Genomic DNA, 25,198 nt, shown 5'->3' with positions numbered 1-25,198 from the left:
CCGTTGCGGTATCTGCTGCCCGTGCTGTTATGCCTGTCGGCCGCGTTCGCCCATGCAGCGCCGGCCAACAAGGCCTACATGAGCATCATCATCGACGACCTGGGCCAGAGCACCGAGCGCGACAGCAGAACGCTTGCGCTGCCTGGCCCTGTGACGATGGCGATCATGCCGGATACCCCCCACGCCAGCGAGTTCGCCCGCCAGGCGCACAAGGCGGGCAAGACGGTAATCCTGCATATGCCCATGGACCCCGCCACCGGGCCCTATGCCTGGCACCCGGACATCGCCTTGCCGGAGCTCGCCAGGCGACTGGACGCAGCCTTGGCCAAAGTGCCCTACGCCGCCGGCATCAACAACCACATGGGCAGCCGCATGACCGCCCAGCGTGGCGCCATGACCTGGCTGATGGGGGAACTCCAGCGGCGGCATCTGTTTTTCGTAGACAGCCGTACCAGTGCTGCCACCGTCGCTGCCGCCGAGGCACAGGCACAGGCCCTTGGGCATGTGTCGCGCGACGTGTTTCTGGACGACGTACGCACCACAGAGGCCATCACCACACAGCTGCAGCAAGGCGTGGCACTGGCACACAGGCAAGGCTCGGCTGTGCTGATCGGGCATCCTTATCCGCAGACCCTGCAAGTACTGGAACAGCAAATGCCCCGGCTCAAGAGCCAGGGCATCGAACTGATCACGCTCTCACAGATGATCGCCGAGCGCGGTAATCAGGCAATGCCCGCACACGGCAAGCACGGCCGCTACAGCAACCGCTGAGGCATTTCAGTCGAAAGGGATCAGGCCCTCCACCTGGTTCAGGCGTAAATTACCCCGGTAGATCGCCACCAGGGCTTCACCGCTGGTCGCTGCCCGCAGCTGCGCCAGGCGCCCCAATTTGCGCTGCGCCCACAGCTTCAGATGGCCCTTGCTGAATTGCCGCGCCGTCGTATCCATGTCCAGGTAGTGGAAGTGCGCCTCCCACAGCCCGTCGCCTTGAGCCTGCCCGGCCCGCGGCATACGCCTGATTTCGTAGACATCCAGGTAATCGCCCGCTGCCAGCAGCTTGCGTGGCCCTGCGCGGTGTATCGTCACTTGGTGGTTGTCGAGCAGAAAGCGCAGGCTACTGGCATCCGGATGGTCGGTTGACAGGTAGATACCGGTCAGCAGATCGCGACGGGTGGCCTGCAAGCGTTCAATGGCCGCCCCCAGCTGCTCGAACAAAGCATCGTCAGGGGTCATGCGGGGCAAAGTACTGTGAGCAATCCGCAGTTTTTCCAGGTGCCCATCGACGACCGTGGCCAAACCATTGGGTTGCTCAGCCTGGAAAAAGCTTCTGGCCAGTTTGTTGATCCGATCGACCTCGTCAAGCAGTGCCTGAGCCCGCTTGCGTGCCAAGCGTGGGATCTGCGGCGAGAATGGCGGCTTCGCTTCATCGGGCTGTGGCGCATCCTCGACCCATTCATCACCTTGCTGACGGAAGGTTTTCAGCACATGCCGGGTACGTTCGTCGCGCTGCTGGACGACCGCCACCCCATCCAGCTCGACTTCCTCGCCCAGCACCTTGCGCCCGCGATGGGTGCGGACCAGCTTGCGCCGCCCGCCGCGCGGGGTGTAGAACACCGGACGCGGCGCGGCAGGCTCGGACAGTTCCTGCTCGCGTACCGCTTGGGCCAGCTCGTTCTGGGCGGCACGCTGCAAACCGCGCAGCGTTCTCTTGTACTGCTGCAACGGTTCCTGCCTGATCGCGGCGCCGCCCACACTGCCCAGGTAATCGGCCATCGCTGCGGCTTCTTCATAACCTTCCAGGATGCCGCTCAAGACCTCGATCTGCTCGGCCAGCGCCAGGTTACTGCCAGCCAGATCGCCGTGCGCGTTGCCTGCACTTTTCAGGCTGTCGCCGGCCAGGTACTCGAGGTATTGCGACAACACCCGTTCCTCCACATCGGCCAGCCGGTCCAGGCTGACCTCCGCCAAGTCCTGGAGCAGGCGAAAGTCCAGATCGATGGCCGATACCCGACGCGCCTCAATAGTACCTTTGAGCTCGGCTTCCTTGTTGATGCGTTGGTGGGTTTCATCGTTTCTGAAAACGTAACTGTCGTCCTTGAGCGTTTCGTCGAGCAGGGTGTCGAGCAGTCGGGACATGTCCACAAGGTCCGACTCCCACTTGATGACCTCTTCCAGTACGCTGCGAAAGTGCTCGTACTGGCTGATCTCCTCTGCCTGCTCAGGGTGTATGACGACCTGGTCGGCCAGGCTTTGCACATCCTCATCATTGATGATGGAAGCCAGTTCGTTATAGAACGTCGAAATATTCTCGATCAGGCTGTGGCGGATCCTGCTGCGCTGCTCCCTGACAGCATTGCTGTAGGCATTGTTGTCATGGCGCATGCTGAAGAGGCTGGCGACCACTCGCTCATGCTCGAGTGAGTTCCCGATCAGGCTCTTGACCTCATAGACAATCTTCAAGTTGATCTGCTTGCGCAGGCGTTGGGTCAGTTCCAGTTCGCGAAGGGCCAAGTCGTCCGGCTCGGCAAGCGCCTCGAGCACTGCGATGCGCTTGTCCTTTTCACCGAGCAGGTCGCGGTGCCTGTTCAGCGTATCTGCCAGCGCATTGTGCTGGCGGGCCAGTACTGTTTCTTCGCTCTTGAGTTGCTCGATTTTCTTGCGATTTTCCTCTTTCAAGGCTTCAAGGCGACTGCGTGGCATGCCGCCTTGCAAGCGCAAGCCACGATCGACACGCCATTGTCCGTGCTCGAACGCCAACCAGGGCCCCAGGCCGCCGTCGGCCCCCACCATACGCAAACCTTGCTCCTCAAAGGTGGCCCGGTACACACCATCGCCTAGCGTAAGGTAATAGTGCTCGCCAACGCGGTACAACCCGCGTTCCGCTCCCGCTGCAAGCGGTTCCAGGCCTTCCAGCGATACATCCACGCGCATACCGGACACCACCTTGCGCTGCTGCGGTGAGAGCACATTGAACCCCTGTGTGCCACGCCAGGAAAAATCCAGCCGGGTAGAGCCATGCTTCGCCAGCCCTCCTGGAACACCAACCTTGCCTTGTATGGGAACAACCATTGCTTGTGCGCCAGGCCACGCAGGCATTGCGCCCCGAGCGGGAAGGTCCCTTACAGGCTCGCTTAAGTGCAACCGCGGCAAACGCAAATGCATCAAGGCCATGCAGGCGTTGAGCAACAGGTCCACCACAGCTGCACTGCGCTCGAACGCACTGCCATCGCGCAAGGCCACCAGGTCGTCGTGCAATCCGGAAATGGCCTGTACCAGCCAGGCAACGACGGCCACAGGCCCACGCAGCAGCAACGTTACAACGTCGAACAACAGCCAAGCCCCCTGAACGAGAACCGCCCAGCGACTCTCGGCATTGGAAACCGATTCGCGGTCAGCCAGTTCCACCAGCAGGTTGCGATTGGCCTTATACAGCCTCACATCCACATCATTGCGCCAGAACTGCGCTGCGAAAGTTGGTGGGCGCCCTCGCTCAGGCAGCAAATCGCTTGCCAGGATAGGCCCTGGCCAATGCGGCTCGTAAAAGCCGCCATATGCGTAGGCGGCACGCGAGGCGGGCGACATCCACTCAAGGACGCTGTCCTGCAATGGCCCGGGCTTGCGGATTGCAGCCATCATCAGGTCCAGGCTGGCAAACTCGAGCAGCGGCGTTGCGTTGTACAGAGGCCGATACAGCAAAACCTTTGCAGGCTCAGCAGCGAACAGAACATACATGCCACTGACCTCATCCTGCTCGATCGCGCTCGCTTCACGCCTGAAGGCCAGAGGCATCAGCATCAGCGCTGGCAATTGCGGGTCAAGGTAGCCGTGGCAAAAATCGGTCACACACTGCAAGCCTGCGTCGCTCAGCCCGCCCTGCAAGCGGGCATAGAGCGCGCTGAACAGTAGTGAACACCGCCATTCACGGCCAAAGCGTTTGATCCGCTCGGTCTGTGTAGCGGGGTCGTCCAGCTTCTGCGCGACGTAGGTGGGGTAGTGCTTGCCGATGTCGACACGCTGCACCAGCGACTTGACGTAGTCGACATTCATCCAGTCCATGATCAACTGGTTTTCACGGTGCGTTATGCCGGTAAGCTGCGCGCTCTGCAGCGACCAGAGGTTACCGATGGCGAAATCGGTCAACGTCATGCTGCGGTGCTCAACCGCCGAATCGCCCGGCCCGACGCCGGCACCACCGGGCCAGCCGGCATTGATGGTCAGTTGCAGAACCAGGTCATCCGGAAAATAGTTGGCCTCGACCGGGAAATCAGCAAGCATTCGCGCCCGCAGCGCCTGACGGGTGTAGCTGCGCAGATCAAGTACATCCTCAAGCGCCCCACCCCCTTCGGACTGAGCCTGAGCCAAAGCCAGTTCGAACACGCCCCGTTGATAGACAAAGTTATTTGCAGCATTGCTATTTCGCAGGCCAGGCGGCAATGCAATCTGTGCCTCGCTGGCTTGGCCGTAACCTTCAATGAACCAGCGCGCGGGGTCGCTCAGCGCAGAAAAAGCCCTCTCAAGCAGCGAACAGTCTGGCAACTGCGCGTAACGCAAACGCCCTATGTCATCAAGCATGATCTCCAACAACAGGCTGCTTTGCTGGGCAAACACGTCACCTTCCAACTCATAGCGGTGCCATGCCATGGATTCGAAGCGCTGGTGCTCGGCAAACTCGTCACGTAACGTTTCAGCGAAGTCATCCAGCGATGCAAATGCCCTCACCAGGCTGGACGGGGCGCACCACAGAAACACCTCGCGCTCGTCCCACTCGCCCCTGACCAGCAGGTTAGGCAACCACTGAGCGTCGTTATCGAGTTGCACCTGGACCATAAATACAGAAGGAGTGGCGCCGTGATTCTTGAGCAAGCTGAGCAAACACTGACGTTGCTGGTCGTCCAGGCTTTGCAATCTCAAATTCTGCAGCAATGCCGTTTTGAGCAGGTGCTGCAGCCACAGGTCCCGGCTCACGCCTTGACTGCCTGACGCCGTCCAGTAATCGACCAGGGCTTGGCAGAAGTTGTCCGCAAGCATAAGCAGGAGGTCATCCAAGGCAGCCAGTTGGGGCCGGATCGAAATCGCCCCAGACGGCAATTTGTTGCCCTGCTGGTCGCGCAGGAACCAGGGTTCCCGGACTGCCAGCAGGAAATCCCCACCGTCAGCCCCCAGCGATGCCAGGGGTTGGCGGGCGTGAAATGCCTCAAGCATGACCTCCAGCAATGGCCGGGGCGTCCACGCGTCGTAGGTCTGCGGGCCGGACGCAATGCGGGCAGGGATGTTGAGTATGAGCGGTTCGGCATCGGGCAGCCTGGCGCCGGCCAAAGCGGCATGACAGGGGACCAGCAATTCGAGAATCTGCTGGCTCAGAACACTACGTAGGGTTGGACGACTGAAAAACTCGGTAGCAACTGCCCGACGAAAGTCAGGCACAGGACTTGGCTGAATGGGCATGGGGCGGCTTCCTCGCGACAAATGGAGCGCAAGGATGTGCCAAGGGGCAAAGTTCGCTGCGTTACATAAAGCTGGAGCCGTTGGGCGGCCGGCATCCGGCCGCCCAAGGGCTAACCGGATCAGCTGTAGACGCGGCCCAGCAACTGGCGATGGCTCTCGAACTGGTCGAGTACATCACGCACGATCTGCTCAGGCGCGAAGCCCATCAGGTCGTACTCCTGGCTGCCATCGTGCAGGTACACTTCGGCGCGATAGAAGCGCTGGCGCACCTGCGGCTCGCCCTCGACCGGCGCATCGCTCGGTGCGGCCATGTAACCGTCCAGGCTCACCTCGTAAACGAAGGGGTTGCCCTCTTCCATCATCACCCGCAGGCCCATCATGTTGCGCGACTGGCCAACACGGCTCTCGACATCAAAGCCCAGGGTGCGCAGTTGCTCGGCTGCTTCTTTCAGGGCCGGGCTGACCTGCTTGTCCATGAAGCGCTGCACCACGGCCTGGGTCGGCTGCAGCTCCAGCTGGCTCAGGCGCTCGGTGAAACCGCGACGGCCACGGGCGGCCAGCTCGGCACGCTCCTGCTCCACGGCAACGTCCTGCTTCATGGCCTTGTACAGGCCGAACATGAACAGCACCAGCACCACCGAGAACGGCAGGCCCGCCAGCACCACCATGGTCTGCATGGCTTCGAAGTTACCGGCGAACAGCAGGCCAATGGTGACCAGGGTGATGATCACCGACCAGAACACCACCATCCAGTGCGGGGCATCTTCGTCGACCTTGCCGCCTTTGCACGACAGGTTGGCCATCATCACCGCACCGGAGTCGGCCGGGGTGAGGAACAGCACGAAGCCCACGAACACCGCCACACCGATCACGATCTTGGCGGCTGGGAAATACTCCAGCAGCTGGTAGATCGACATCGACGGCTGCTCCAGCGCGGTCTTGCCCAGCTCCACGGCGCCCTGGTTGATCACCAGGTCAAGGGCGGTATTACCGAAGATCGACAACCAGGCCAGGGTGAAGCCCAGCGGGATCAGCAGTACGCCGCAGACCAGCTGGCGCACGGTACGGCCCTTGGAGATACGGGCAATGAACATGCCGACGAACGGGCCCCAGGAGATCCACCACGCCCAGTAGAACACGGTCCACAGGCCCAACCAGCGCTCAGAGTTGCCGGCCTCGCCTTCGTAGACATAAAGGTCGAAAGTCTTCAGCACGATGCCATTGAGGTAGTCGCCGATGTTCTGCACCAGGCCGTTGAGCAGGTGCAGGGTCTCGCCGCCCAGCAGCACGAAGATCAGCAAACCACTGAACAGCATGATGTTCAGGTTGGACAGGCGGCGGATGCCGTTTTCCACACCTGACACCGCAGCCACCGTAGCCACGCCGGCCATGACCAGAATCACCACCAGCAGGTTGGTCTGGCTGTGGTCCATGCCGAACAGGTATTCAAGGCCCGAAGACACCTGCATCGCACCGATCCCCAGGTTGGTCACCAGACCGAGCAGGGTGACGAACATGCCGAAGATGTCCACGGCATTGCCGGCAGCGCCCTTGACCCAACGCTCGCCGACCAGCGGATACAGTGCCGAGCGCAGTGCCAGCGGCTGGTTGTGCCGGTAGGCAAAGTAGCCTACGGCCAACCCGACCAGGGCGTAGATCGCCCAGCCATGCAGGCCCCAGTGCAGGAAGGTCAGTTGCAGGCCCTGGCGCGCGGCCTCGAGGCTGGCAGGGGTGCCCTGGGGCGGATTGAAGTAGTGGTCCAGCGGCTCGGAGGCGCCGAAGTACAGCAGCGAGATGCCGATACCGGAGGAAAACAGCATGCCGGCCCAGGCGCCGTAACTGAAGTCGGGCTGGTCATCCTTGCCGCCAAGCTTGAGCTTGCCGTAATCGGAGAACGCCAGGTAAACGACAAACAGCAGGTAACCGCAGATCACCAGCATGTAGTACCAGCCGAAGGTGCGCGTCAGCCACTTCTGGGCCACGCCCAGTACCTGACCGGCGGTTTCGGGAACAGCGATAAGCAAGGCAGTCAGAACGAGGATCATCAGCGCGGAAGTGAAAAACACCACGCGATTGACCCGTACCCTCTCGGCGGGGGGTTTGGTAAGGGAGGCAGAACTCATTGCACGAATGCTCCGGGCAGTGCGGCTGTGGAGGCTAATCAGTCTTTTCCCGAGCAATTGGTGGAATACCCCCACTGCGTCAGGTGTTATAAAAGCACCTTGGAAACCGTGATCCCTGATAGAAACGTTGCAAAAACCAGACAGGTGGTCGGCGCAAATGCTTCGCCAAATCAGATTGGTGCGCGCATTCGTCACAGAGCACCCCGCCCGCTCCAAGGGCCTGCCGCAGGTCGATGACCGCTCGGCAGAATCTGCAGTTCGCATCGCTCATACCCGTCAACGCCTTGTATTCCGGGGGTTACGCGATTTCCTGGGGTGTCAATCCGTGCCCTCGAAACAGCCTGAAAAACTGTCAATGGCACAAATTGTCGCAGAGCTTATTCTTTATTGATTGAACGTTCAATCAAAACAAAATAGACTGGTCCTCGCCGAGTCAGCCGCACTTCGTCTGCTCGTCAGGCCTGAGGAGATAGCAAGATGCCCAAGGTCGGTATGCAACCCATCCGCCGCCAGCAATTGATCGAAGCTACGCTGCAAGCAGTCGATCAGGTCGGCCTGGGAGATGCCAGCATTGCGCTGATTGCCCGTTTGGCCGGTGTGTCGAACGGCATCATCAGTCACTACTTTCAGGACAAGAACGGCCTGATAGCGGCGACGATGCGCTACATCATGAACATGCTCAACGAGGGCGTGATCGCTCGTCGCCAAGCGCTGACCGACGACAGCCCGCGAGCCCACCTGAGGGTGATCATCGAAGGCAACTTCGATGCCAGCCAGGTGAATGGCCCGGCAATGAAAACCTGGCTGGCCTTCTGGGCCTCCAGCATGCACCAGCCGTCCTTGCACAGGTTGCAGCGGATCAACGATCACCGCCTGTATTCCAACCTGTGCTGCCAGTTCCGCCGCGCCATGCCGCTCGATGAAGCGCGCACCGCCGCCCGCGGCCTGGCTGCCTTGATCGACGGGCTGTGGCTGCGCGGAGCGTTGTCGGGCGATGCCTTCGACACCGGCCAGGCGATACAGATCGCTTACGAATACCTGGAACTACAACTGGCTAAACAGCAGCGCCCGGACACGCAACCACCGGCCTCTGAAAAAACGCGCACAGCCCTTGCCCAGCCGGCCGGAGCGTGACGCGAAAGCCACTCACACACTGCACTTGCGAGGACACTATGGCCCGTTTCGGAACGCAAAAACTCTACATTGACGGCGGTTATGTCGACGCTGGCAGCGACGCCACCTTCGAAGCCATCAACCCGGCGACCGGCGAAGTCCTCGCCCACGTGCAGCGCGCCACTCAGGCCGACGTCGAGAAAGCCGTCGAAAGCGCCGAGCGCGGTCAGAAAATCTGGGCCGCAATGACTGCCATGCAGCGTTCGCGCATCCTGCGCCGTGCCGTCGACATTCTGCGTGAGCGCAACGACGAACTGGCCATGCTGGAAACGCTGGACACCGGCAAGTCGTACTCCGAAACCCGCTACGTCGACATCGTCACTGGCGCCGACGTGCTGGAATACTACGCAGGCCTGGTGCCGGCCATCGAAGGCGAGCAGATTCCGCTGCGCGAAAGCTCGTTCGTCTACACCCGCCGCGAGCCGCTGGGCGTGACCGTCGGTATCGGCGCCTGGAACTACCCGATCCAGATCGCCCTGTGGAAGTCCGCCCCAGCCCTGGCCGCCGGCAACGCGATGATCTTCAAGCCTTCGGAAGTCACCTCGCTGACCACCCTGAAACTGGCCGAGATCTACACCGAAGCTGGCCTGCCGGACGGCGTGTTCAACGTGCTGACCGGCAGCGGCCGTGAAGTCGGCACCTGGCTGACCGAACACCCGCGCATCGAGAAAGTCTCCTTCACCGGCGGCACCACCACCGGCAAGAAAGTCATGGCCAGCGCTTCGAGCTCCTCGCTCAAGGAAGTCACCATGGAGCTGGGTGGCAAGTCGCCGCTGATCATCTGCGCCGACGCCGACCTGGACAAGGCCGCCGACATCGCCATGATGGCCAACTTCTACAGCTCCGGTCAGGTCTGCACCAACGGTACCCGCGTGTTCATCCCTGCCCAGATGAAAGCGGCCTTCGAAGCCAAGATCGCCGAGCGCGTTGCCCGTATCCGCGCCGGCAACCCGGAAGACGAAAACACCAACTTCGGCCCGCTGGTCAGCTTCCAGCACATGGAAAGCGTGCTGGGCTACATCGCCAAGGGCAAGCAAGAAGGTGCCCGCGTACTGTGCGGCGGCGAGCGTCTGACCGAAGGTGATTTCGCCAAGGGCGCCTTCGTGGCCCCGACCGTGTTCACCGATTGCACCGACGACATGACCATCGTCAAGGAAGAGATCTTCGGCCCGGTGATGAGCATCCTCACCTACGAAACCGAAGAAGAAGTCATCCGTCGCGCAAACGACACCGAATACGGCCTGGCCGCAGGCGTGTGCACCAACGACATCACCCGCGCCCACCGCATCATCCACAAGCTCGAAGCCGGCATCTGCTGGATCAACGCCTGGGGTGAATCGCCAGCCGAAATGCCGGTCGGTGGCTACAAGCAGTCGGGCGTCGGCCGTGAAAACGGCATCAGTTCGCTGGCGCAGTACACTCGCATCAAGTCGGTCCAGGTCGAACTGGGCGGCTACGCGTCGGTCTTCTGAGAAACTCAGCTCCAAGCCGCGAGCAACAAGCTGCAAGCAAGTGCCGGGTGCATCACGCCCCGGCCCTTGCAGCCCTAATCCATTCACGAGCTTCGCACGGCTGTGTTTTTTTGCAGCTTGTAGCTTGAAGCTTGCCGCTGCTTTCGAGGAGAAAGCCCATGGAATACGATTACATCATCGTTGGTGCCGGCTCGGCCGGTAACACCCTGGCCACTCGCCTGACCGAAGACGCCAGCGTCACCGTCCTGCTGCTCGAAGCCGGTGGCCCCGACTACCGCCTCGACTTCCGCACCCAGATGCCGGCCGCCCTGGCATTCCCGCTCCAAGGCCGTCGCTACAACTGGGCCTACGAGACCGACCCGGAGCCGCACATGGACGGCCGCCGCATGGAATGTGGCCGCGGCAAGGGCCTGGGTGGTTCCTCGCTGATCAACGGCATGTGCTACATCCGCGGTAACGCCCTGGACTTCGACGGCTGGGCAAAACTGCCGGGCCTGGAAGACTGGGCTTACCTGGACTGCCTGCCGTACTTCCGCAAGGCGGAAACCCGTGACATCGGCCCCAACGATTACCACGGTGGTGAAGGCCCGCTCAGCGTTGCCACGCCCAAAGCCGGCAACAACCCACTGTTCAACGCCATGGTCGAGGCCGGCGTACAGGCCGGTTACCCGCGCACTGAAGACCTGAACGGCTACCAGCAGGAAGGCTTCGGCCCGATGGACCGTTCGGTGACCAAGAACGGCCGCCGCTCCAGTACCGCCCGCGGTTACCTGGACCAGGCCAAGAAGCGCCCGAACCTGACCATCGTCACCCATGCCCTGAGCGACCGCGTGCTGTTCGAAGGCAAGCGCGCCGTTGGCGTGACCTATCTGGTCGGCGACAGCGAGGAGCGCGTCGAAGCCCGCGCCCGCAAGGAAGTCATCGTAAGCTCTGGCGCCATCGCCTCGCCGCAATTGCTGCAGCGCTCCGGCGTGGGCCCGCGCGCCCTGCTGGAAAGCCTCGACATCCCGGTCGTGCACGACCTGCCGGGCGTCGGTGAGAACCTGCAGGATCACCTCGAGCTTTACCTGCAGTACGCCTGCACCCAGCCGGTGTCGCTGTACCCGTCGCTGCTGTGGTGGAACCAGCCGGCCATCGGTGCCGAGTGGCTGTTCAACGGCACCGGCATCGGCGCCAGTAACCAGTTCGAGGCAGGCGGTTTCATCCGTACCCGCCCTGAGTTCGAATGGCCGAACATTCAGTACCACTTCCTGCCTGTCGCGATTAACTACAACGGTTCCAACGGCGTGAAGGAACACGGTTTCCAGGCACATATGGGCTCGATGCGTTCGCCTAGCCGTGGCCGCGTCCAGGTCAAGTCCAAGGACCCTCGCCAGCACCCGAGCATCCTGTTCAACTACATGGCCACCGAGCAGGACTGGCAGGAGTTCCGTGACGGTATCCGCCTGACTCGCGAGATCATGGCCCAGCCAGCGCTGGACCCGTACCGTGGCCGCGAGATCAGCCCGGGCGCGCACGTGCAGACGGACGAAGAGCTGGACAAGTTCATCCGCGAGCACGCCGAAACCGCCTTCCACCCGTCCTGCTCGTGCAAGATGGGTACCGACGACATGGCGGTGGTCGATGGCGAAGGCCGCGTGCACGGCATGCAGGGCCTGCGCGTGGTGGATGCGTCGATCATGCCGATCATCATCACCGGCAACCTCAACGCCACCACGATCATGATCGCCGAGAAAATCTCGGACAAGATCCGCAACCGCAAGCCGCTGCCTCGCAGCACTGCCAAGTACTACGTGGCCAACGGCGCCCCGGTAAAAGGCAAGCCAATGCGTGAAGTGAAGCAGGCCTGACCTGCACCGGCCTCATCGCCGGCATAGGCAACACAAGAAAAGGCACCCACCGCGGTGCCTTTTCTACATCTGCAGAAACGCTTTACATGCTGCCAATTCATCAGGTTAGAATCGATTGGCACGCGACCTGCTAGTTCTTCAAAGCTATCGAGTCCTCTTCCCCGCGTTATCCCGGAGTACCTGCCTTTGGATGCAAGCACCATCAACAGCCTGTTCCTGATCGGCGCATTGCTGGTGGGCGCAAGTATCCTGGTCAGCTCGCTGTCCTCGCGCCTTGGCATTCCAATCCTGGTCATCATCCTCGCGGTCGGCATGCTCGCAGGCGTGGACGGTGGCGGCATCATCTTCAACAACTACCCGACCGCCTACCTGGTGGGCAACCTGGCACTGGCGGTGATCCTGCTCGACGGCGGCCTGCGCACGCGGGTAGCGAGCTTCCGCGTGGCCTTGTGGCCGGCATTGTCGCTGGCCACCATCGGCGTGATGATCACCACTGCCCTCACCGGCCTGGTCGCGGCCTGGCTGTTTGACCTCAGCCTCATCCAGGGCCTGCTGATCGGCGCCATCGTCGGTTCCACCGACGCCGCAGCGGTATTCTCGCTGCTCGGGGGCAAAGGCCTGAACGAACGGGTCACGGCCACGCTGGAGATCGAATCGGGCAGCAACGACCCCATGGCCGTCTTCCTCACCGTCACCCTGATCGACATGATCGCCAGCGGCCAGACCGGGCTGCACTGGAGCCTGCTGGGGCACTTGCTGCGCGAGTTCGGCATCGGTGGCCTGCTGGGCCTGGGCGGTGGCTGGCTGATGCTGCAACTGGTCAACCGGATCAACCTGGCCGGTGGCCTGTACCCTATTCTGGTCATCGCTGGCGGGCTGGCGGTGTTCTCGCTGACCAACGCCCTGCACGGCAGCGGCTTCCTTGCCGTTTACCTGTGCGGCCTGGTGCTGGGCAACAAGCCGATCCGCAGCCGCCACGGCATACTGCACATGCTCGACGGCATGGCCTGGCTCGCCCAGATCGGCATGTTCCTGGTGCTGGGGCTGCTGGTCACGCCACATGACCTGCTGCCGATCGCCCTGCCCGCACTGGGCCTGGCGCTGTGGATGATCCTGATCGCGCGGCCGCTGTCGGTGGTTGCCGCACTGCTGCCGTTCAAGGCCTTCCATGGCCGCGAGAAAGCCTTCATTTCCTGGGTCGGCCTGCGCGGCGCGGTCCCCATCATCCTCGCGGTGTTTCCGCTGATGGCCGGGCTGCCTGACGCGCAGCTGTTCTTCAACCTGGCGTTCTTCATCGTGCTGGTATCGCTGCTGGTGCAGGGCACCAGCCTGCCGTGGATGGCCAAACTGCTGAAAGTCACGGTACCACCGGACCCGGCACCGATCTCGCGGTCTGCGCTCGAGGTGCACATCACCAGCGAGTGGGAGTTGTTCGTCTATCGCCTGGGTGCGGAAAAGTGGTGCATCGGTGCCGCCCTGCGCGAACTGAAGATGCCCGAGGGCACCCGCATCGCCGCGCTGTTCCGTGGCGAACAGCTATTGCACCCCTCCGGCAGTACCGTGCTCGAAGTCGGCGACATGCTTTGCGTGATCGGCCACGAACACAACCTGCCAGCACTGGGCAAACTGTTCAGCCAAGCCCCGCAACGCGGCCTGGACCTGCGCTTTTTCGGCGACTTCGTGCTCGAAGGCGATGCCGAACTGGGCGCGGTGGCAGCCCTTTACGGCCTGAAACTCGACGGCCTGGACGCAAAAATGCCGCTGGCGCAGTTCATCCGACAGAAGGTCGGGGGCGCTCCAGTAGTGGGCGATCAGGTCGAATGGCACGGCACGATCTGGACCGTGGCGACCATGGACGGGAACAAGATCCAGAAAGTGGGCGTCAGATTCCCCGAAGGAACGCGACCCGGACCAGGATTGTTCCTCTAAACTTCGTTTCTGCATGATCCACAAGTAGTCTGCCTATGTCCCTGCGCGTGTACCTTCGCACAGCCCTGCTCGGGCTGTGCCTGTCCCTGCCGTTCGCCGCTGCTGCGGCCGAAGCCCCGAGCGCTGCCAGTATCCAGAACAGCCTCGACAAGATCGCCGAACGCAAGCTGCCCGAGGCCGATCAGAAGGCCTTGCAGCAGGTGCTCGAACAAACCCTGAGCCTGCTTGCCAACAAGGAAGACAGCGAGAAGAAGCTTGCCGCGCTCAAGCAACAGCTGACTGGCGCCCCCAAAGAGACCAGCGACAGCCAGAAAGAACTGGCCAAGCTCAAGGCCAGCAAGCCACAACCGGTGGCACAGCGCTACGCCAGCCTTAGCGTGCCGCAACTCGAACAGATGCTCAGCGAACGCAACACCCTGCAGGGCGAGCTGCAAAAAGCGCTGTCCGACGCCAACAGCCTGATCATCAATTCGCAGACCCGCCCCGAGCGCGCTCAGGCTGAGATCAGCAACAACCAGACCCGCAGCCAGCAGATCAACACTATCCTCAAGAGCGGCAAGGATGGCGGCAAATCAATCAATGCCGACCAGCGTAACCAGCTCAATGCCGAACTGGCCTCGCTCAACGCCGTGACCCTGCTGCGCCGCCAGGAGCTGGCCGGCAACGGCCTGCTGCAAGACCTGGGCAACGCCCGCCACGACCTGCTGATTGAACGCACCGCACGCCTGGAACAGGAAATCCAGGACCTGCAGACGCTGATCAATGAGAAGCGTCTGGCCCAATCCCAGCAAACCGTCACCCAGCAGTCGATCGAAGCGCAGAAGGCTGGCGGCAGCAGCCTGCTGGCCAGCGAAAGCGCAGCCAACCTCAAGCTTTCCGACTACCTGCTCAAGAGCACCGACCGCCTTAACGAGCTGACCCAGCAGAACCTGCGCACCAAGCAGCAGCTCGACAGCCTGACCCAGGCCGACCAGGCCCTGGACGAGCAGATCAGCGTGCTCAAGGGCAGCCTGCTGCTTTCGAAGATCCTCTACAAGCAGAAACAGGCCCTGCCGCACCTGAAGCTCGACCGTGACCTGGCCGACCAGATCGCTGACATCCGCCTGTACCAGTTCGAGATCAACCAGCAGCGCGAGCAGATGAGCAGCCCCGTGACCTACGTCGACAAGCTGCTGGCCAACCAGCCGCAGGAAGACGTCACCCCGGCCCTGCGCAAAGCCCTGCTGGAAGTGGCGATCACCCGCAGCGACCTGCTCGAACGCCTGAACCGAGAACTGTCGGCGCTGCTCAACGAATCGATCACCCTGCAGCTCAACCAGAAGCAGCTGCTCAGCACTGCGCAAGGCCTGCGCACCACGCTCGACGAACAGATGTTCTGGATCCCGAGCAACAAGCCGCTGGACTGGGACTGGTTGAAGTCTGTTCCGGAGCGCTTTGCCAAGCAGGTCGCGGACGTGCCTTGGGGGTCTGGCCTGAAGGAGCTGGGCGACGGGCTGAGCCAGCGCCCATTGTTGTTCCTGCCGCTACTGCTGGTGATCGGCGCCTTGCTGTGGCGCCGCAAATACCTGTACCAGCGGCTGAGCAAGGTGCACCAGGACATCGGCCATTTTCGCCGTGACAGCCAGTGGCATACGCCCCAGGCGATCCTGATCAATATCCTCCTGGCGATGCCAGTGAGCCTGGGCCTTGCCCTGTGCAGCTATGCCCTACAGATCGACGCCCGCGGGCAGAACGCCAACCTTGGCTCCGCGCTCTGGCAACTGGCCCAGGCCTGGCTGGTGTTCTACACCGCCTACCGCATACTAGCCCCGGGCGGGGTGGCGGAAGTCCACTTCCGCTGGCACAAGCCGCAAGTCGAGTTCCTGCGCGGCTGGGTGCGCAGGCTGGGCACCGTGGTGCTGGCGCTGGTCGGCGTCGTGGCGGTGGCCGAGCACCAGCCGTCGGCACTGGCCGACGACGTGCTGGGCATCGGGGTAGTGCTGACCTGTTATGCACTGATGGCCTGGCTGCTCAGCCGCCTGTTGCTGAGCAGCCCCGCGCACCGCGACGCCTCGCTGTTCCGCAGGGCCGTCGGGCTGGCCTTCACGGCCTTGCCGATCGCCTTGTTCGTGGCAGTCTGCTTTGGCTATTACTACACCGCACTCAAACTCACCGACCGGTTGATCTACACCCTTTATCTGCTGATGTTCTGGCTGGTGATCGAGGCCGCCTTCGTACGCGGCCTGTCGGTTGCCGCGCGACGCCTGGCCTACCAGCGTGCCCTGAGCAAGCGTGCGGCCGCCAAGGAAGGGCTGGATGGCGAAGTCATCACCGAAGAGCCGACACTGGACATCGAGCAGGTCAACCAGCAGTCGTTGCGCCTGATCCGCCTGGCCTTGCTCGGTGGCTTCATTGCCGGCTTGTACTGGGTGTGGGCCGACTTGATCACGGTGTTCGCCTACCTCAACAACTTCACCCTGTACGAATACACCAGCGGCACCGGCACGGCCGCCAGCATGGTGCCGATCAGCCTCGGCGACCTGCTCGGCGCGCTGGTGATCGTCGGCATCACCTTCGCCCTGGCCGGTAACTTGCCGGGCCTGCTGGAGGTGCTGGTGCTGTCGCGGCTGAACCTGGCCCAGGGCAGCGCCTATGCCACCACCACGCTGCTGTCGTACACCATCGTCGGTATAGGCATCGTCAGTACCCTGTCGACCCTCGGCGTAAGCTGGGACAAGTTGCAGTGGCTGGTGGCAGCCCTGTCGGTCGGCCTGGGCTTCGGCATGCAGGAGATATTCGCCAACTTCATCTCCGGCATCATGATCCTGTTCGAGCGCCCGGTGCGCATCGGCGACACCATCACCATCGGCAACCTGTCCGGCACCGTGAGCAAGATCCGTATCCGCGCCACCACCATCACCGACTTCGACCGCAAGGACATCATCGTCCCCAACAAGACCTTCATCACCGGCCAGCTGATCAACTGGTCGCTGACCGACACGGTCACCCGCGTCACGCTGAAACTGGGCATCGACTATGGCTCCGACCTGGACCTGGTGCGCGAGCTGCTGCTCAAGGGCGCCCACGAGAACCCACGGGTGCTCAAGGACCCGGAGCCGCTCGTGTACTTCCTCAATTTCGGCGAAAGCTCGCTGGACCACGAACTGCGCATGCATGTACGGGACCTGGGCGACCGCAACCCGACGCTGGACGAGATCAACCGCTTTATCAATCGCGAGTTCAAAGCGCACAACATCAAGATCTCTGTTCGCCAGGTCGAGGTGTACCTGATGGACATGCAGGGCGGCAAGCAGCAGCTGATACCGGTGGAGCAACCGAAACCGGATGGCACTCAACCAGTGTGAGTAGACGCCGTAGCGCTTGAACACCCAAAATACATACGAGGGCTGCGCCCTCGATCGCCGGCAAGCCGGCTCCCACAGGGTCCGCGCCGCTGCGATAGTCATGTGGGAGCCGGCTTGCCGGCGATTGGGCCGCAAAGCGGCCCCTTGGCACCGATCCCCAGGAGCAGCCCGTGAAAGCCCTCGACCAACTCACCTTCGACAACCGCTTCGCCCGCCTGGGCGATGCGTTCTCCACTCAGGTTTTGCCCGAGCCCATCGCAGAGCCTCGCCTGGTGGTGGCAAGCGAGTCAGCCATGGCCTTGCTCGACCTCGACCCGGCCCAAGCCGATTTGCCCTTGTTCGCCGAAGTGTTCAGCGGCCAAAAGCTCTGGGAAGAGGCCGACCCGCGGGCGATGGTCTATTCCGGACATCAGTTCGGCTCGTATAACCCACGCCTGGGCGATGGGCGCGGCCTGCTACTGGCCGAAGTGCTCAACGACGCAGGCGAACACTGGGACCTGCACCTCAAGGGCGCCGGCCAGACGCCGTATTCACGCATGGGCGACGGCCGCGCCGTACTGCGTTCCTCCATCCGCGAGTTTCTCGCATCCGAGGCCCTGCATGCCTTGGGTATCGCCACCAGCCGGGCACTGTGCGTGATCGGCTCCAGCACCCCGGTATGGCGCGAAACACGCGAAAGTGCGGCCATGCTCACGCGCCTGGCGCAGAGCCACGTGCGCTTCGGCCACTTCGAATATTTCTACTACACCAAGCAACCGGAACAGCAGCGGGTACTGATCGATCATGTGCTGGAACAGCACTACCCCGAATGCCGTGAGGCCGAACAACCCTACCTGGCCATGTTCCGCACCATCGTCGAGCGTAACGCCGAACTGATTGCTCACTGGCAGGCGTACGGCTTCTGTCATGGGGTGATGAACACCGACAACATGTCGATCCTGGGCATCACCTTCGATTTTGGCCCCTATGCCTTCCTCGACGACTTCGACGCCAACTTCATCTGCAACCATTCCGATGATCGTGGCCGCTACAGCTATGCCAACCAGGTACCGATCGCCCACTGGAACCTCAGCGCACTGGCCCAGGCCCTGACCACCGTGATCGAGGTCGAGCCTTTAAAGGAGGCATTGGGGTTGTTCCTGCCACTGTACCAGGCACATTACCTGGACCTGATGCGCCGACGCCTGGGCCTGACCACGGCCGAGGACGACGACATGGCGCTGGTCGAGCGCCTGCTGCAACGCATGCAGAGCGGGGGTGTGGACTACAACCTGTTCTTCCGCAGGCTGGGCGATCAACCGGTGGCCGAGGCACTCAAGGGCGTACGCGACGATTTCATCGACCTGGCAGGTTTCGATGCCTGGGGCGCGGACTATCTGGCCCGCTGTGAGCGTGAAGCCGGTAATGGCGATGGGCGCCGCGAGCGCATGCATGCGGTGAACCCGCTGTACGTACTGCGCAACTACCTGGCGCAAAAAGCCATCGAAGCCGCCGAGGCCGGTGACTACAGTGAAGTGCGGCGGCTGCATCAGGTGTTGAGCACGCCTTTCGAGGAACAAGCCGGAATGCAGGCCTACGCCGAGCGACCGCCCGCGTGGGGCAAACACCTGGAAATCAGCTGCTCCTCCTGATGGCTGGCCGGCGATAGCGTCCGAACAAACACCACAAGGAAACGACATGTCCGACTCACTGCTAGTGCCCTGCCCCCACTGCGACGGCCTCAACCGCCTGCCTTCATCCCGCCTGGGCGATGCGCCGAAATGCGGCCGCTGCAAACAGGATGTGCTGTTGAGCCAGCCGTTCGAGCTCAACGAACGCAACTATGCCAGCCAGATCAAAGGCGACCTGCCGCTGCTGATCGACGTCTGGGCCGACTGGTGCGGCCCGTGCAAGTCCTTCGCCCCCACTTTCGAACAGGCCGCCCGCCAGCTCACCGGCCGCTGCCGCCTGGCCAAGCTCGACAGTGAAGCCAACCGCAACCTTGCGGGCCAGTTGGGTATCCGTTCGATTCCCAGCCTGATCCTGTTCAAGAACGGCCGCGAAGTCAGCCGCCAGGCCGGCGCGTTTCCACTGCAGTCGTTGCTGGAGTGGCTACGCAGCCAAGGGGTTTAAGCCTCAAGCGTTCGCCAGTAGGGATTCATAGGGAATACGGAGGCCATCGTGAAGCCGTTTGATCATGGACAGACTTAGCCTGCGCTTCCCGTTCAAGACTTCAGATACGCGACCGCTTGGGCCGATGTAAGGCTCCAGGTCCCGCGCTGTCAACCCCTGCTGGTCCATGCAGAATTTGATAGCCTCGATTGGGTCTGCGGGCTGAATGGGGTAGTGCTTGTTTTCGTACACCTCAATCAATGTCACAAGAACTTCCATTTCATCAGCATCGGGCGTACCGGCTTGTGCTTGATAAATGGATTCCAGTCGCAGAAATGCGGCTTTAAGGTCGTCGTCATTGCGGATTGGCTTAATATTCACTGATCGTCTCCACGTCAATTTCGTCATATCGCTTGTGCGTTCCGACGAATTTCACCCAGGCAATACCAGCTCGATACTGCATTTCAACCACTAGCCGGTATTTATTGCCTCCGATGTTGAAGACCACGCGGTTGTTGCCACATATGCTAGCGCTGCCAATCTGGCTTTTCACCTCTTGCGGTGTTCGCCATGTGGCTTTTTGTGCCATATCGTGCCAACTCTCCAACGGTGCCTTGGCATCTTCATGCCCTGGTAACTCCCAGAATTTCACCAATGTACTTTTGGCAATGACGCGCATCCAAGCAGATCTCCCGTTTTGGGAGATGCTAGCGCTTATCTACTCCTCGCGCAAGGATGAGCATTTCACGCGGTGCGCTCAAGCAAGTCATGCAGCTCGACAAACTGCTGGGTCAGCTTGTGCCGTGGCTCCAGGTGGATCAGCGGTAAACTGGCGTGGTGCGACTCGCGCATCTTCACCGAACTGCTCAGGTATACCGGCAATACCGGCAGGCCTTCGGCCAGCAGTTCGTCGAGCATCTGCTGGGGCAGGCTGGCGCGGGACTGGAACTGATTGACGACAATGCCTTCGACCACCAGCTCTTCGTTGTGGTCATCCTTCAACTCTTCTATCTCGGCCAGCAGCCCATACAGCGCCTGGCGCGAAAAACTGTCGCAGTCGAACGGGATCAGCACACGGTCTGCCGCAATCAGCGCCGATACCGCATAGAAGTTGAGTGCAGGCGGGGTATCGATGTAGATCCGCTCGTAATCCTCGTCGAGCTCGTCGAGCAACTTACGCAGCTTGTTGATCTTGTGCTTGGCCTCAAGCTTGGGCTGCAAATCGGCCAGCTCTGACGTGGCGGTGATCACATGCAGGTTGTCGAACGGGGTTTCGTAGATATCGACCTTGTTCTTCTTGCTGAACGGCCCGCTGGAGAGGCTTTGCTTGAAGAAGTCGGCGATGCCCATCGGAATGTCTTCGCCGGTAAGGCCGGTCAGGTACTGAGTCGAGTTGGCCTGGGCATCCAGGTCGATCAGCAGGGTCCGATAACCTTCACTGGCGCTGACCGCCGCCAGATTGCAAGCGATGCTCGACTTGCCCACACCACCTTTCTGATTGAACACCACGCGCCGCATGAGAGACCTCCGTGTATCAACGAATGCCCGAGTATGTGGCGGCGCAGCGGCATTGGCCAGCGCCAATTGCCCGACGCCGATGGCAAGGGTTCAATTGCCCCCTGCGGTTACGCCCATCAGCAATGCGGCAAAGGCCTTGGCCATTGCCGATCCGCCATGTTGGCGCTGGACCAGCCATACAGCAGAGGTGGCGTCTTCATCCAGAAGCGTTCGGTACACGACGCCCTCGATGCGCATGCGCTGAAAGGAAGCAGGCAAAATCGACACCCCAAGGCCCGCCGACACCAGCCCAATGATGGTCATGGCCTCCCCTGCTTCCTGAGCAAAATGCGGATTGAAACCCGCCTGTCGCGCCAGGCTCAGCAACTGGGCGTGCAATCCACTGCCGTAACTGCGCGGGAAGAACACGAAGGGCTCGTGGGCCAGCGCCGCCATGTGCACACCGTGCTCGGTCCCTTCGGCCAGCGCATGTGAGGCATTGATCACCGCCACCAGCGGCTCGCGAAACAGCTCCGTGGCCACCAGCCCTTCCGGCAAGGGCATGGGCCGCATCAGGCCGACCTCGATGGACTCGTCGAACACCCCTTCGGCGACATCGCGGCTGCTCATTTCCTTGAGGTTCAGGTGCACCGCCGGGAAGCGCTGGCGGAAGGCATGAATCGCCTTGGGAATCTTCGAGGTAAAAGGGGCCGACGAGGTAAAGCCGATCTTCATTTCGCCCAGCTCACCCAGTTGCGCACGGCGCGCAACATCGGCCGCCTTCTCTACCTGCGCAATTACCTGACGGGCTTCCTCGAGGAACAGCCGACCGGCCTCACTCAGCTCGACCCGACGATTGGTACGTTCGAACAGGCGCGCGCCCAACTCCTGTTCCAAAGCCTGAATCTGCTGACTCAGGGGTGGCTGAGAAATGCCTAACTGCTGGGCCGCCCGCCCGAAGTGCAGCTCTTCGGCAACGGCAATGAAATAACGCAGGTGGCGCAGTTCCATGGGGCCTCCAGAACAAGTCGCAAAACGTCTTAAATAGGTCGAACAATATATTGGATCTAATCATTAGGCAGCTATATGCTTTTTCCATTGCGCCAGAGGTACCCGCCCGTGAAAACTGCTGTAGCCCCCCTTCCTGCCGACCCCGAGCCTGCCCCGCTGAACGAAATCTGGATCGAGAAAGGCACCCCTGCCTTCATGAAGACCGTATTGGCCCTGTTCAGCGGCGGCTTCGCGACCTTCGCCCTGCTGTATTGCGTGCAGCCGATGATGCCGCTGCTGTCGCAGGAGTTTTCGATCAATGCCGCGCAGAGCAGCCTGGTACTGTCGGTGTCGACCGGCATGCTGGCGTTCGGCCTGCTGATCACCGGGCCGATTTCCGACCGCATCGGGCGCAAGCCGGTGATGGTTTTTGCGCTGCTCTGCGCCGCGTTATCGACCATGGTCAGCGCAGTGATGCCGACCTGGGAAGGCGTACTCGCCACGCGGGCGCTGGTCGGCCTGTCGCTGAGCGGCCTGGCAGCTGTGGCGATGACCTACCTGAGTGAAGAAATCCACCCGCAGCACATCGGCCTGGCCATGGGCTTGTATATCGGTGGCAATGCCATCGGCGGCATGAGCGGTCGGCTGATCACAGGCGTGCTGATCGACTTCGTCAGCTGGCACACGGCAATGCTGACCATCGGTGGTTTGGCCCTGATCGCAGCGCTGGTGTTCTGGAAGGTGCTGCCCGAATCGCGCAATTTCAGGGCGCAGACGCTCAAACCGCGCAGCCTGCTAGATGGCTTCGTCATGCACTTCAAGGACGCGGGTCTGCCCTGGCTGTTCCTCGAAGCCTTCCTGTTGATGGGCGCATTCGTCACTCTGTTCAACTACATAGGCTATCGGCTGCTCGCCGAGCCGTATCACATGAACCAGGCGCTGGTCGGTTTGCTCTCGGTGGTCTATCTGTCGGGTATCTACAGCTCGGCACAAGTGGGTGCGCTGGCAGATAAACTGGGGCGCCGCCGGGTGTTCTGGGCGAGCATTCTGGTCATGGCGGGCGGGCTGTTGATGACATTGGCCAACCCACTGGCGATGATTATCGTCGGGATGCTGATCTTTACCTTCGGCTTCTTCGGAGCGCATTCGGTGGCCAGCAGCTGGATCGGCCGCCGAGCGCTGAAGGCCAAGGGCCAGGCGTCTTCGCTGTACCTGTTCTGCTATTACGCGGGGTCGAGTGTGGCGGGGACGGCAGGCGGGGTGTTCTGGCACCAATGGGGCTGGAGTGGCATCGGGCTGTTCATCGGCAGCCTCCTGGCGGTGGCGTTGCTGGTGGCGTTGCACCTTAGCAAGCTGGCGCCCAAGGCTGCCTGAAACAGGGCTGCTCTGTGCAGCCCAATCGCCGGCAAGCCGGCCCCCACAGGTATCCCACTGCCCTTGAATACAGTGGTTTACCTGTGGGGGCCGGCTTGCCGGCGATTGGGGCTTCAGATCAGTTCACGATCTCGACAATATCCACATCCACTTCACGGCTCATCAGGTGCTTTTCCACCTCGCCGGTCAGCTTGACCTTGGTCTTGTCGTTGAACGGCGTCGGCGGCAGGTCTTCATCGTCGATCTCAACGGTGATGGTGCCGGTGTTGTCCTTGAATTCGTACTTGTCGTCGTTGTTGATCTTCTTGGTGACATAACCCTGCAGCACCACGGGGGTGTCATCGGCTGCGTCATTGGCAGCAGCGACGGTAGTCACCGACTGGGCGCCCGGGCCGGTATAGCCGGCGGCCAAGGCAGCGGTACTGAACAAGGGGGCGAGAATCAGAGCGAAGTAACGAGCTTTCATGAGGGTCGGGTCCTGTTTCGGTTTCGATGGGACCAGATTAACGACGATCGCTGAATTAAAACTTAATGCAACAAAAACCGGCCTGCAGGCTAGTGCCAGTCAGTTAGCGTGATCAGGTCTGCTACGCAGACCATCGCCGGCAAGCCGGCTCCTACAAGGCCCGCGCAGTTGTTGAGCTGTGCGCCGTACCTGTGGGAGCCGGCTTGCCGGCGATGGGCCGCAAAGCGGCCCCAAATCGCTTGACTGACTGCCATTCAGATCACTGGTGATACTGCGCCGACAGCTCATGCACGGCGTTGATGAACACACCCGCATGCTCCGGGTCGACCTCCGGCGTAATGCCGTGACCCAGGTTGAACACGTGGCCGGTACCCTTGCCATAGCTCGCCAGGATCCGTGCCACTTCGTTGCGAATGGCCTCAGGCTTGGCGTACAGCACGGTCGGGTCCATGTTGCCTTGCAGGGCAACCTTGTCGCCAACGCGGCGGCGGGCGTCGCCGATCTCGCAGGTCCAGTCCAGGCCCAGGGCATCAGCGCCGGCTTCGGCGATGCTTTCCAGCCACAGGCCGCCGTTCTTGGTGAACAGGATTACCGGCACCTTGCGCCCATCGTGCTCACGGATCAGGCCGCTGACGATCTTGCGCATGTAGGCCAGGGAGAACTCCTGATACGCCGCCGCCGACAGGTTGCCGCCCCAGGTGTCGAAGATCTGCACGGCTTGGGCGCCGGCCAGGATCTGCCCGTTGAGGTAGCTGGTGACCGACTGTGCCAGCTTGTCCAGCAGCAGGTGCAGGGCCTGCGGGTTGTCGTAGGCCATCGCCTTGGTCTTGCGGAAGTCTTTGGACGAACCACCTTCGACCATGTAGGTGGCCAAGGTCCACGGGCTGCCGGAGAAACCGATCAGCGGCACACGGCCGTTGAGCTCGCGCCGAATGGTACTGACGGCATCCATCACGTAGCCGAGGTCTTTCTGCGGATCAGGGATTGGCAGGGCTTCGATGTCGGCCGGGGTGCTGATGACCTTCTTGAAACGCGGACCTTCGCCGGTCTCGAAGTACAGGCCCAGGCCCATGGCATCGGGAATGGTGAGGATGTCCGAGAACAGGATCGCTGCGTCAAGCGGGTAGCGCTCCAGCGGCTGCAGGGTGACCTCGCAGGCGAACTGCGGGTTCATGCACAGGCTCATGAAGTCACCGGCCTTGGCGCGGCTGGCGCGGTATTCCGGCAGGTAACGGCCGGCCTGGCGCATCATCCATACAGGGGTGACGTCTACGGGTTGCTTGAGCAGTGCACGCAGGAAACGATCGTTCTTCAGGGCAGTCATGTCGGCATCCGGCAAAAAAGTGCGGGCATTTTCTCAGACGCCAGCGCAAAAGGCACGGTTGAGACCATGCGTTTTGTCTATTGGGTGCCGTGGATCAAGCAATTTTGTATACAAAAAGCG

Annotated in this window: 18 protein-coding genes; 10 read left to right on the top strand and 8 right to left on the bottom strand. The window is 61.7% G+C overall.

What is annotated here, in order from left to right; genetic code table 11:
* Positions 1-3 precede the first annotated feature (3 nt).
* A complete protein-coding gene (locus EGJ09_RS09060) occupies positions 4-771 on the top strand; it encodes a divergent polysaccharide deacetylase family protein (RefSeq protein ID WP_115275464.1) in 768 nt (255 codons plus the stop codon).
* 6 nt (positions 772-777) lie between these two features.
* Here EGJ09_RS09060 and EGJ09_RS09055 read toward each other — a convergent pair whose 3' ends face one another.
* Entirely contained in the window at positions 778-5,340 is a 4,563-nt protein-coding gene (locus tag EGJ09_RS09055; protein WP_125923653.1) for a dermonecrotic toxin domain-containing protein, read from the bottom strand.
* A gap of 224 nt (positions 5,341-5,564) precedes the next feature.
* Positions 5,565-7,511 carry a BCCT family transporter gene (locus EGJ09_RS09050; protein ID WP_237859345.1) on the bottom strand — a complete coding sequence of 649 codons (1,947 nt, stop codon included), beginning with the start codon at positions 7,509-7,511 and terminating at the stop codon, positions 5,565-5,567.
* 214 nt (positions 7,512-7,725) lie between these two features.
* Here EGJ09_RS09050 and EGJ09_RS09045 point away from each other — a divergent pair, with 214 nt between their 5' ends.
* From EGJ09_RS09045 to trxC, 8 genes are all read left to right on the top strand, one after another.
* Positions 7,726-7,959, top strand: coding sequence for a hypothetical protein (locus EGJ09_RS09045; protein ID WP_125923652.1), 234 nt, complete (start codon positions 7,726-7,728; stop codon positions 7,957-7,959).
* Between the two features lie 86 nt (positions 7,960-8,045).
* The gene (gene betI / locus EGJ09_RS09040) at positions 8,046-8,702 is read left to right on the top strand and encodes a transcriptional regulator BetI (RefSeq protein WP_039601898.1); all 657 of its coding nucleotides are present in this window, start codon (positions 8,046-8,048) and stop codon (positions 8,700-8,702) included.
* A 38-nt stretch (positions 8,703-8,740) separates the two neighbouring features.
* The gene (gene betB, locus EGJ09_RS09035; RefSeq protein WP_046784980.1) at positions 8,741-10,213 is read left to right on the top strand and encodes a betaine-aldehyde dehydrogenase; all 1,473 of its coding nucleotides are present in this window, start codon (positions 8,741-8,743) and stop codon (positions 10,211-10,213) included.
* Between the two features lie 158 nt (positions 10,214-10,371).
* Positions 10,372-12,063: a choline dehydrogenase gene (betA, locus tag EGJ09_RS09030; RefSeq protein WP_046784979.1), complete on the top strand. Its 1,692-nt coding sequence runs from the start codon at positions 10,372-10,374 to the stop codon at positions 12,061-12,063.
* A 186-nt stretch (positions 12,064-12,249) separates the two neighbouring features.
* On the top strand, positions 12,250-13,992 hold the full coding sequence (locus tag EGJ09_RS09025) for a potassium/proton antiporter (protein ID WP_115273385.1): 1,743 nt from the start codon (positions 12,250-12,252) through the stop codon (positions 13,990-13,992).
* Positions 13,993-14,027: 35 nt separating this feature from the next.
* A complete protein-coding gene (mscK, locus tag EGJ09_RS09020; protein WP_125923651.1) occupies positions 14,028-17,336 on the top strand; it encodes a mechanosensitive channel MscK in 3,309 nt (1,102 codons plus the stop codon).
* Positions 17,337-17,506: 170 nt separating this feature from the next.
* Positions 17,507-18,967: a protein adenylyltransferase SelO gene (gene selO / locus EGJ09_RS09015; RefSeq protein ID WP_119688138.1), complete on the top strand. Its 1,461-nt coding sequence runs from the start codon at positions 17,507-17,509 to the stop codon at positions 18,965-18,967.
* A gap of 46 nt (positions 18,968-19,013) precedes the next feature.
* Positions 19,014-19,448 (top strand): thioredoxin TrxC, encoded by a 435-nt coding sequence (trxC, locus tag EGJ09_RS09010; RefSeq protein WP_115273383.1) that lies wholly within the window; start codon positions 19,014-19,016, stop codon positions 19,446-19,448.
* Between the two features lie 3 nt (positions 19,449-19,451).
* Here the strand turns inward: trxC and EGJ09_RS09005 are convergent, their stop codons facing one another.
* The 4 genes from EGJ09_RS09005 to EGJ09_RS08990 form a co-directional block, all read right to left on the bottom strand.
* Entirely contained in the window at positions 19,452-19,808 is a 357-nt protein-coding gene (locus EGJ09_RS09005) for a type II toxin-antitoxin system HigA family antitoxin (RefSeq protein WP_046784974.1), read from the bottom strand.
* The gene (locus EGJ09_RS09000; RefSeq protein ID WP_046784973.1) at positions 19,798-20,106 is read right to left on the bottom strand and encodes a type II toxin-antitoxin system HigB family toxin; all 309 of its coding nucleotides are present in this window, start codon (positions 20,104-20,106) and stop codon (positions 19,798-19,800) included. Before EGJ09_RS09000 ends, EGJ09_RS09005 begins: the two co-directional genes overlap by 11 nt.
* A gap of 65 nt (positions 20,107-20,171) precedes the next feature.
* Complete coding sequence (locus tag EGJ09_RS08995) at positions 20,172-20,945, bottom strand: ParA family protein (RefSeq protein WP_115273382.1); 774 nt, start codon at positions 20,943-20,945, stop codon at positions 20,172-20,174.
* Positions 20,946-21,035: 90 nt separating this feature from the next.
* Positions 21,036-21,935, bottom strand: a complete 900-nt coding sequence (locus EGJ09_RS08990) for a LysR family transcriptional regulator (RefSeq protein WP_125923650.1) — start codon at positions 21,933-21,935, stop codon at positions 21,036-21,038.
* 108 nt (positions 21,936-22,043) lie between these two features.
* Here EGJ09_RS08990 and EGJ09_RS08985 point away from each other — a divergent pair, with 108 nt between their 5' ends.
* Entirely contained in the window at positions 22,044-23,288 is a 1,245-nt protein-coding gene (locus EGJ09_RS08985; RefSeq protein WP_125923649.1) for an MFS transporter, read from the top strand.
* A gap of 118 nt (positions 23,289-23,406) precedes the next feature.
* On the opposite strand, the gene EGJ09_RS08980 is transcribed toward EGJ09_RS08985, so the two are convergent.
* A complete protein-coding gene (locus tag EGJ09_RS08980) occupies positions 23,407-23,754 on the bottom strand; it encodes a YgiW/YdeI family stress tolerance OB fold protein (protein WP_115273379.1) in 348 nt (115 codons plus the stop codon).
* A 259-nt stretch (positions 23,755-24,013) separates the two neighbouring features.
* Positions 24,014-25,078 carry a uroporphyrinogen decarboxylase gene (gene hemE / locus EGJ09_RS08975; RefSeq protein WP_115273378.1) on the bottom strand — a complete coding sequence of 355 codons (1,065 nt, stop codon included), beginning with the start codon at positions 25,076-25,078 and terminating at the stop codon, positions 24,014-24,016.
* Positions 25,079-25,198 lie beyond the last annotated feature (120 nt).

It is taken from the genome of Pseudomonas sp. p106 (assembly GCF_003936645.1).
GTDB classification, from domain to species: domain Bacteria; phylum Pseudomonadota; class Gammaproteobacteria; order Pseudomonadales; family Pseudomonadaceae; genus Aquipseudomonas; species Aquipseudomonas putida_E.
Note: the sequence above shows the minus strand (reverse complement) of the source record. Positions and strands in the feature narration are given on the sequence as shown.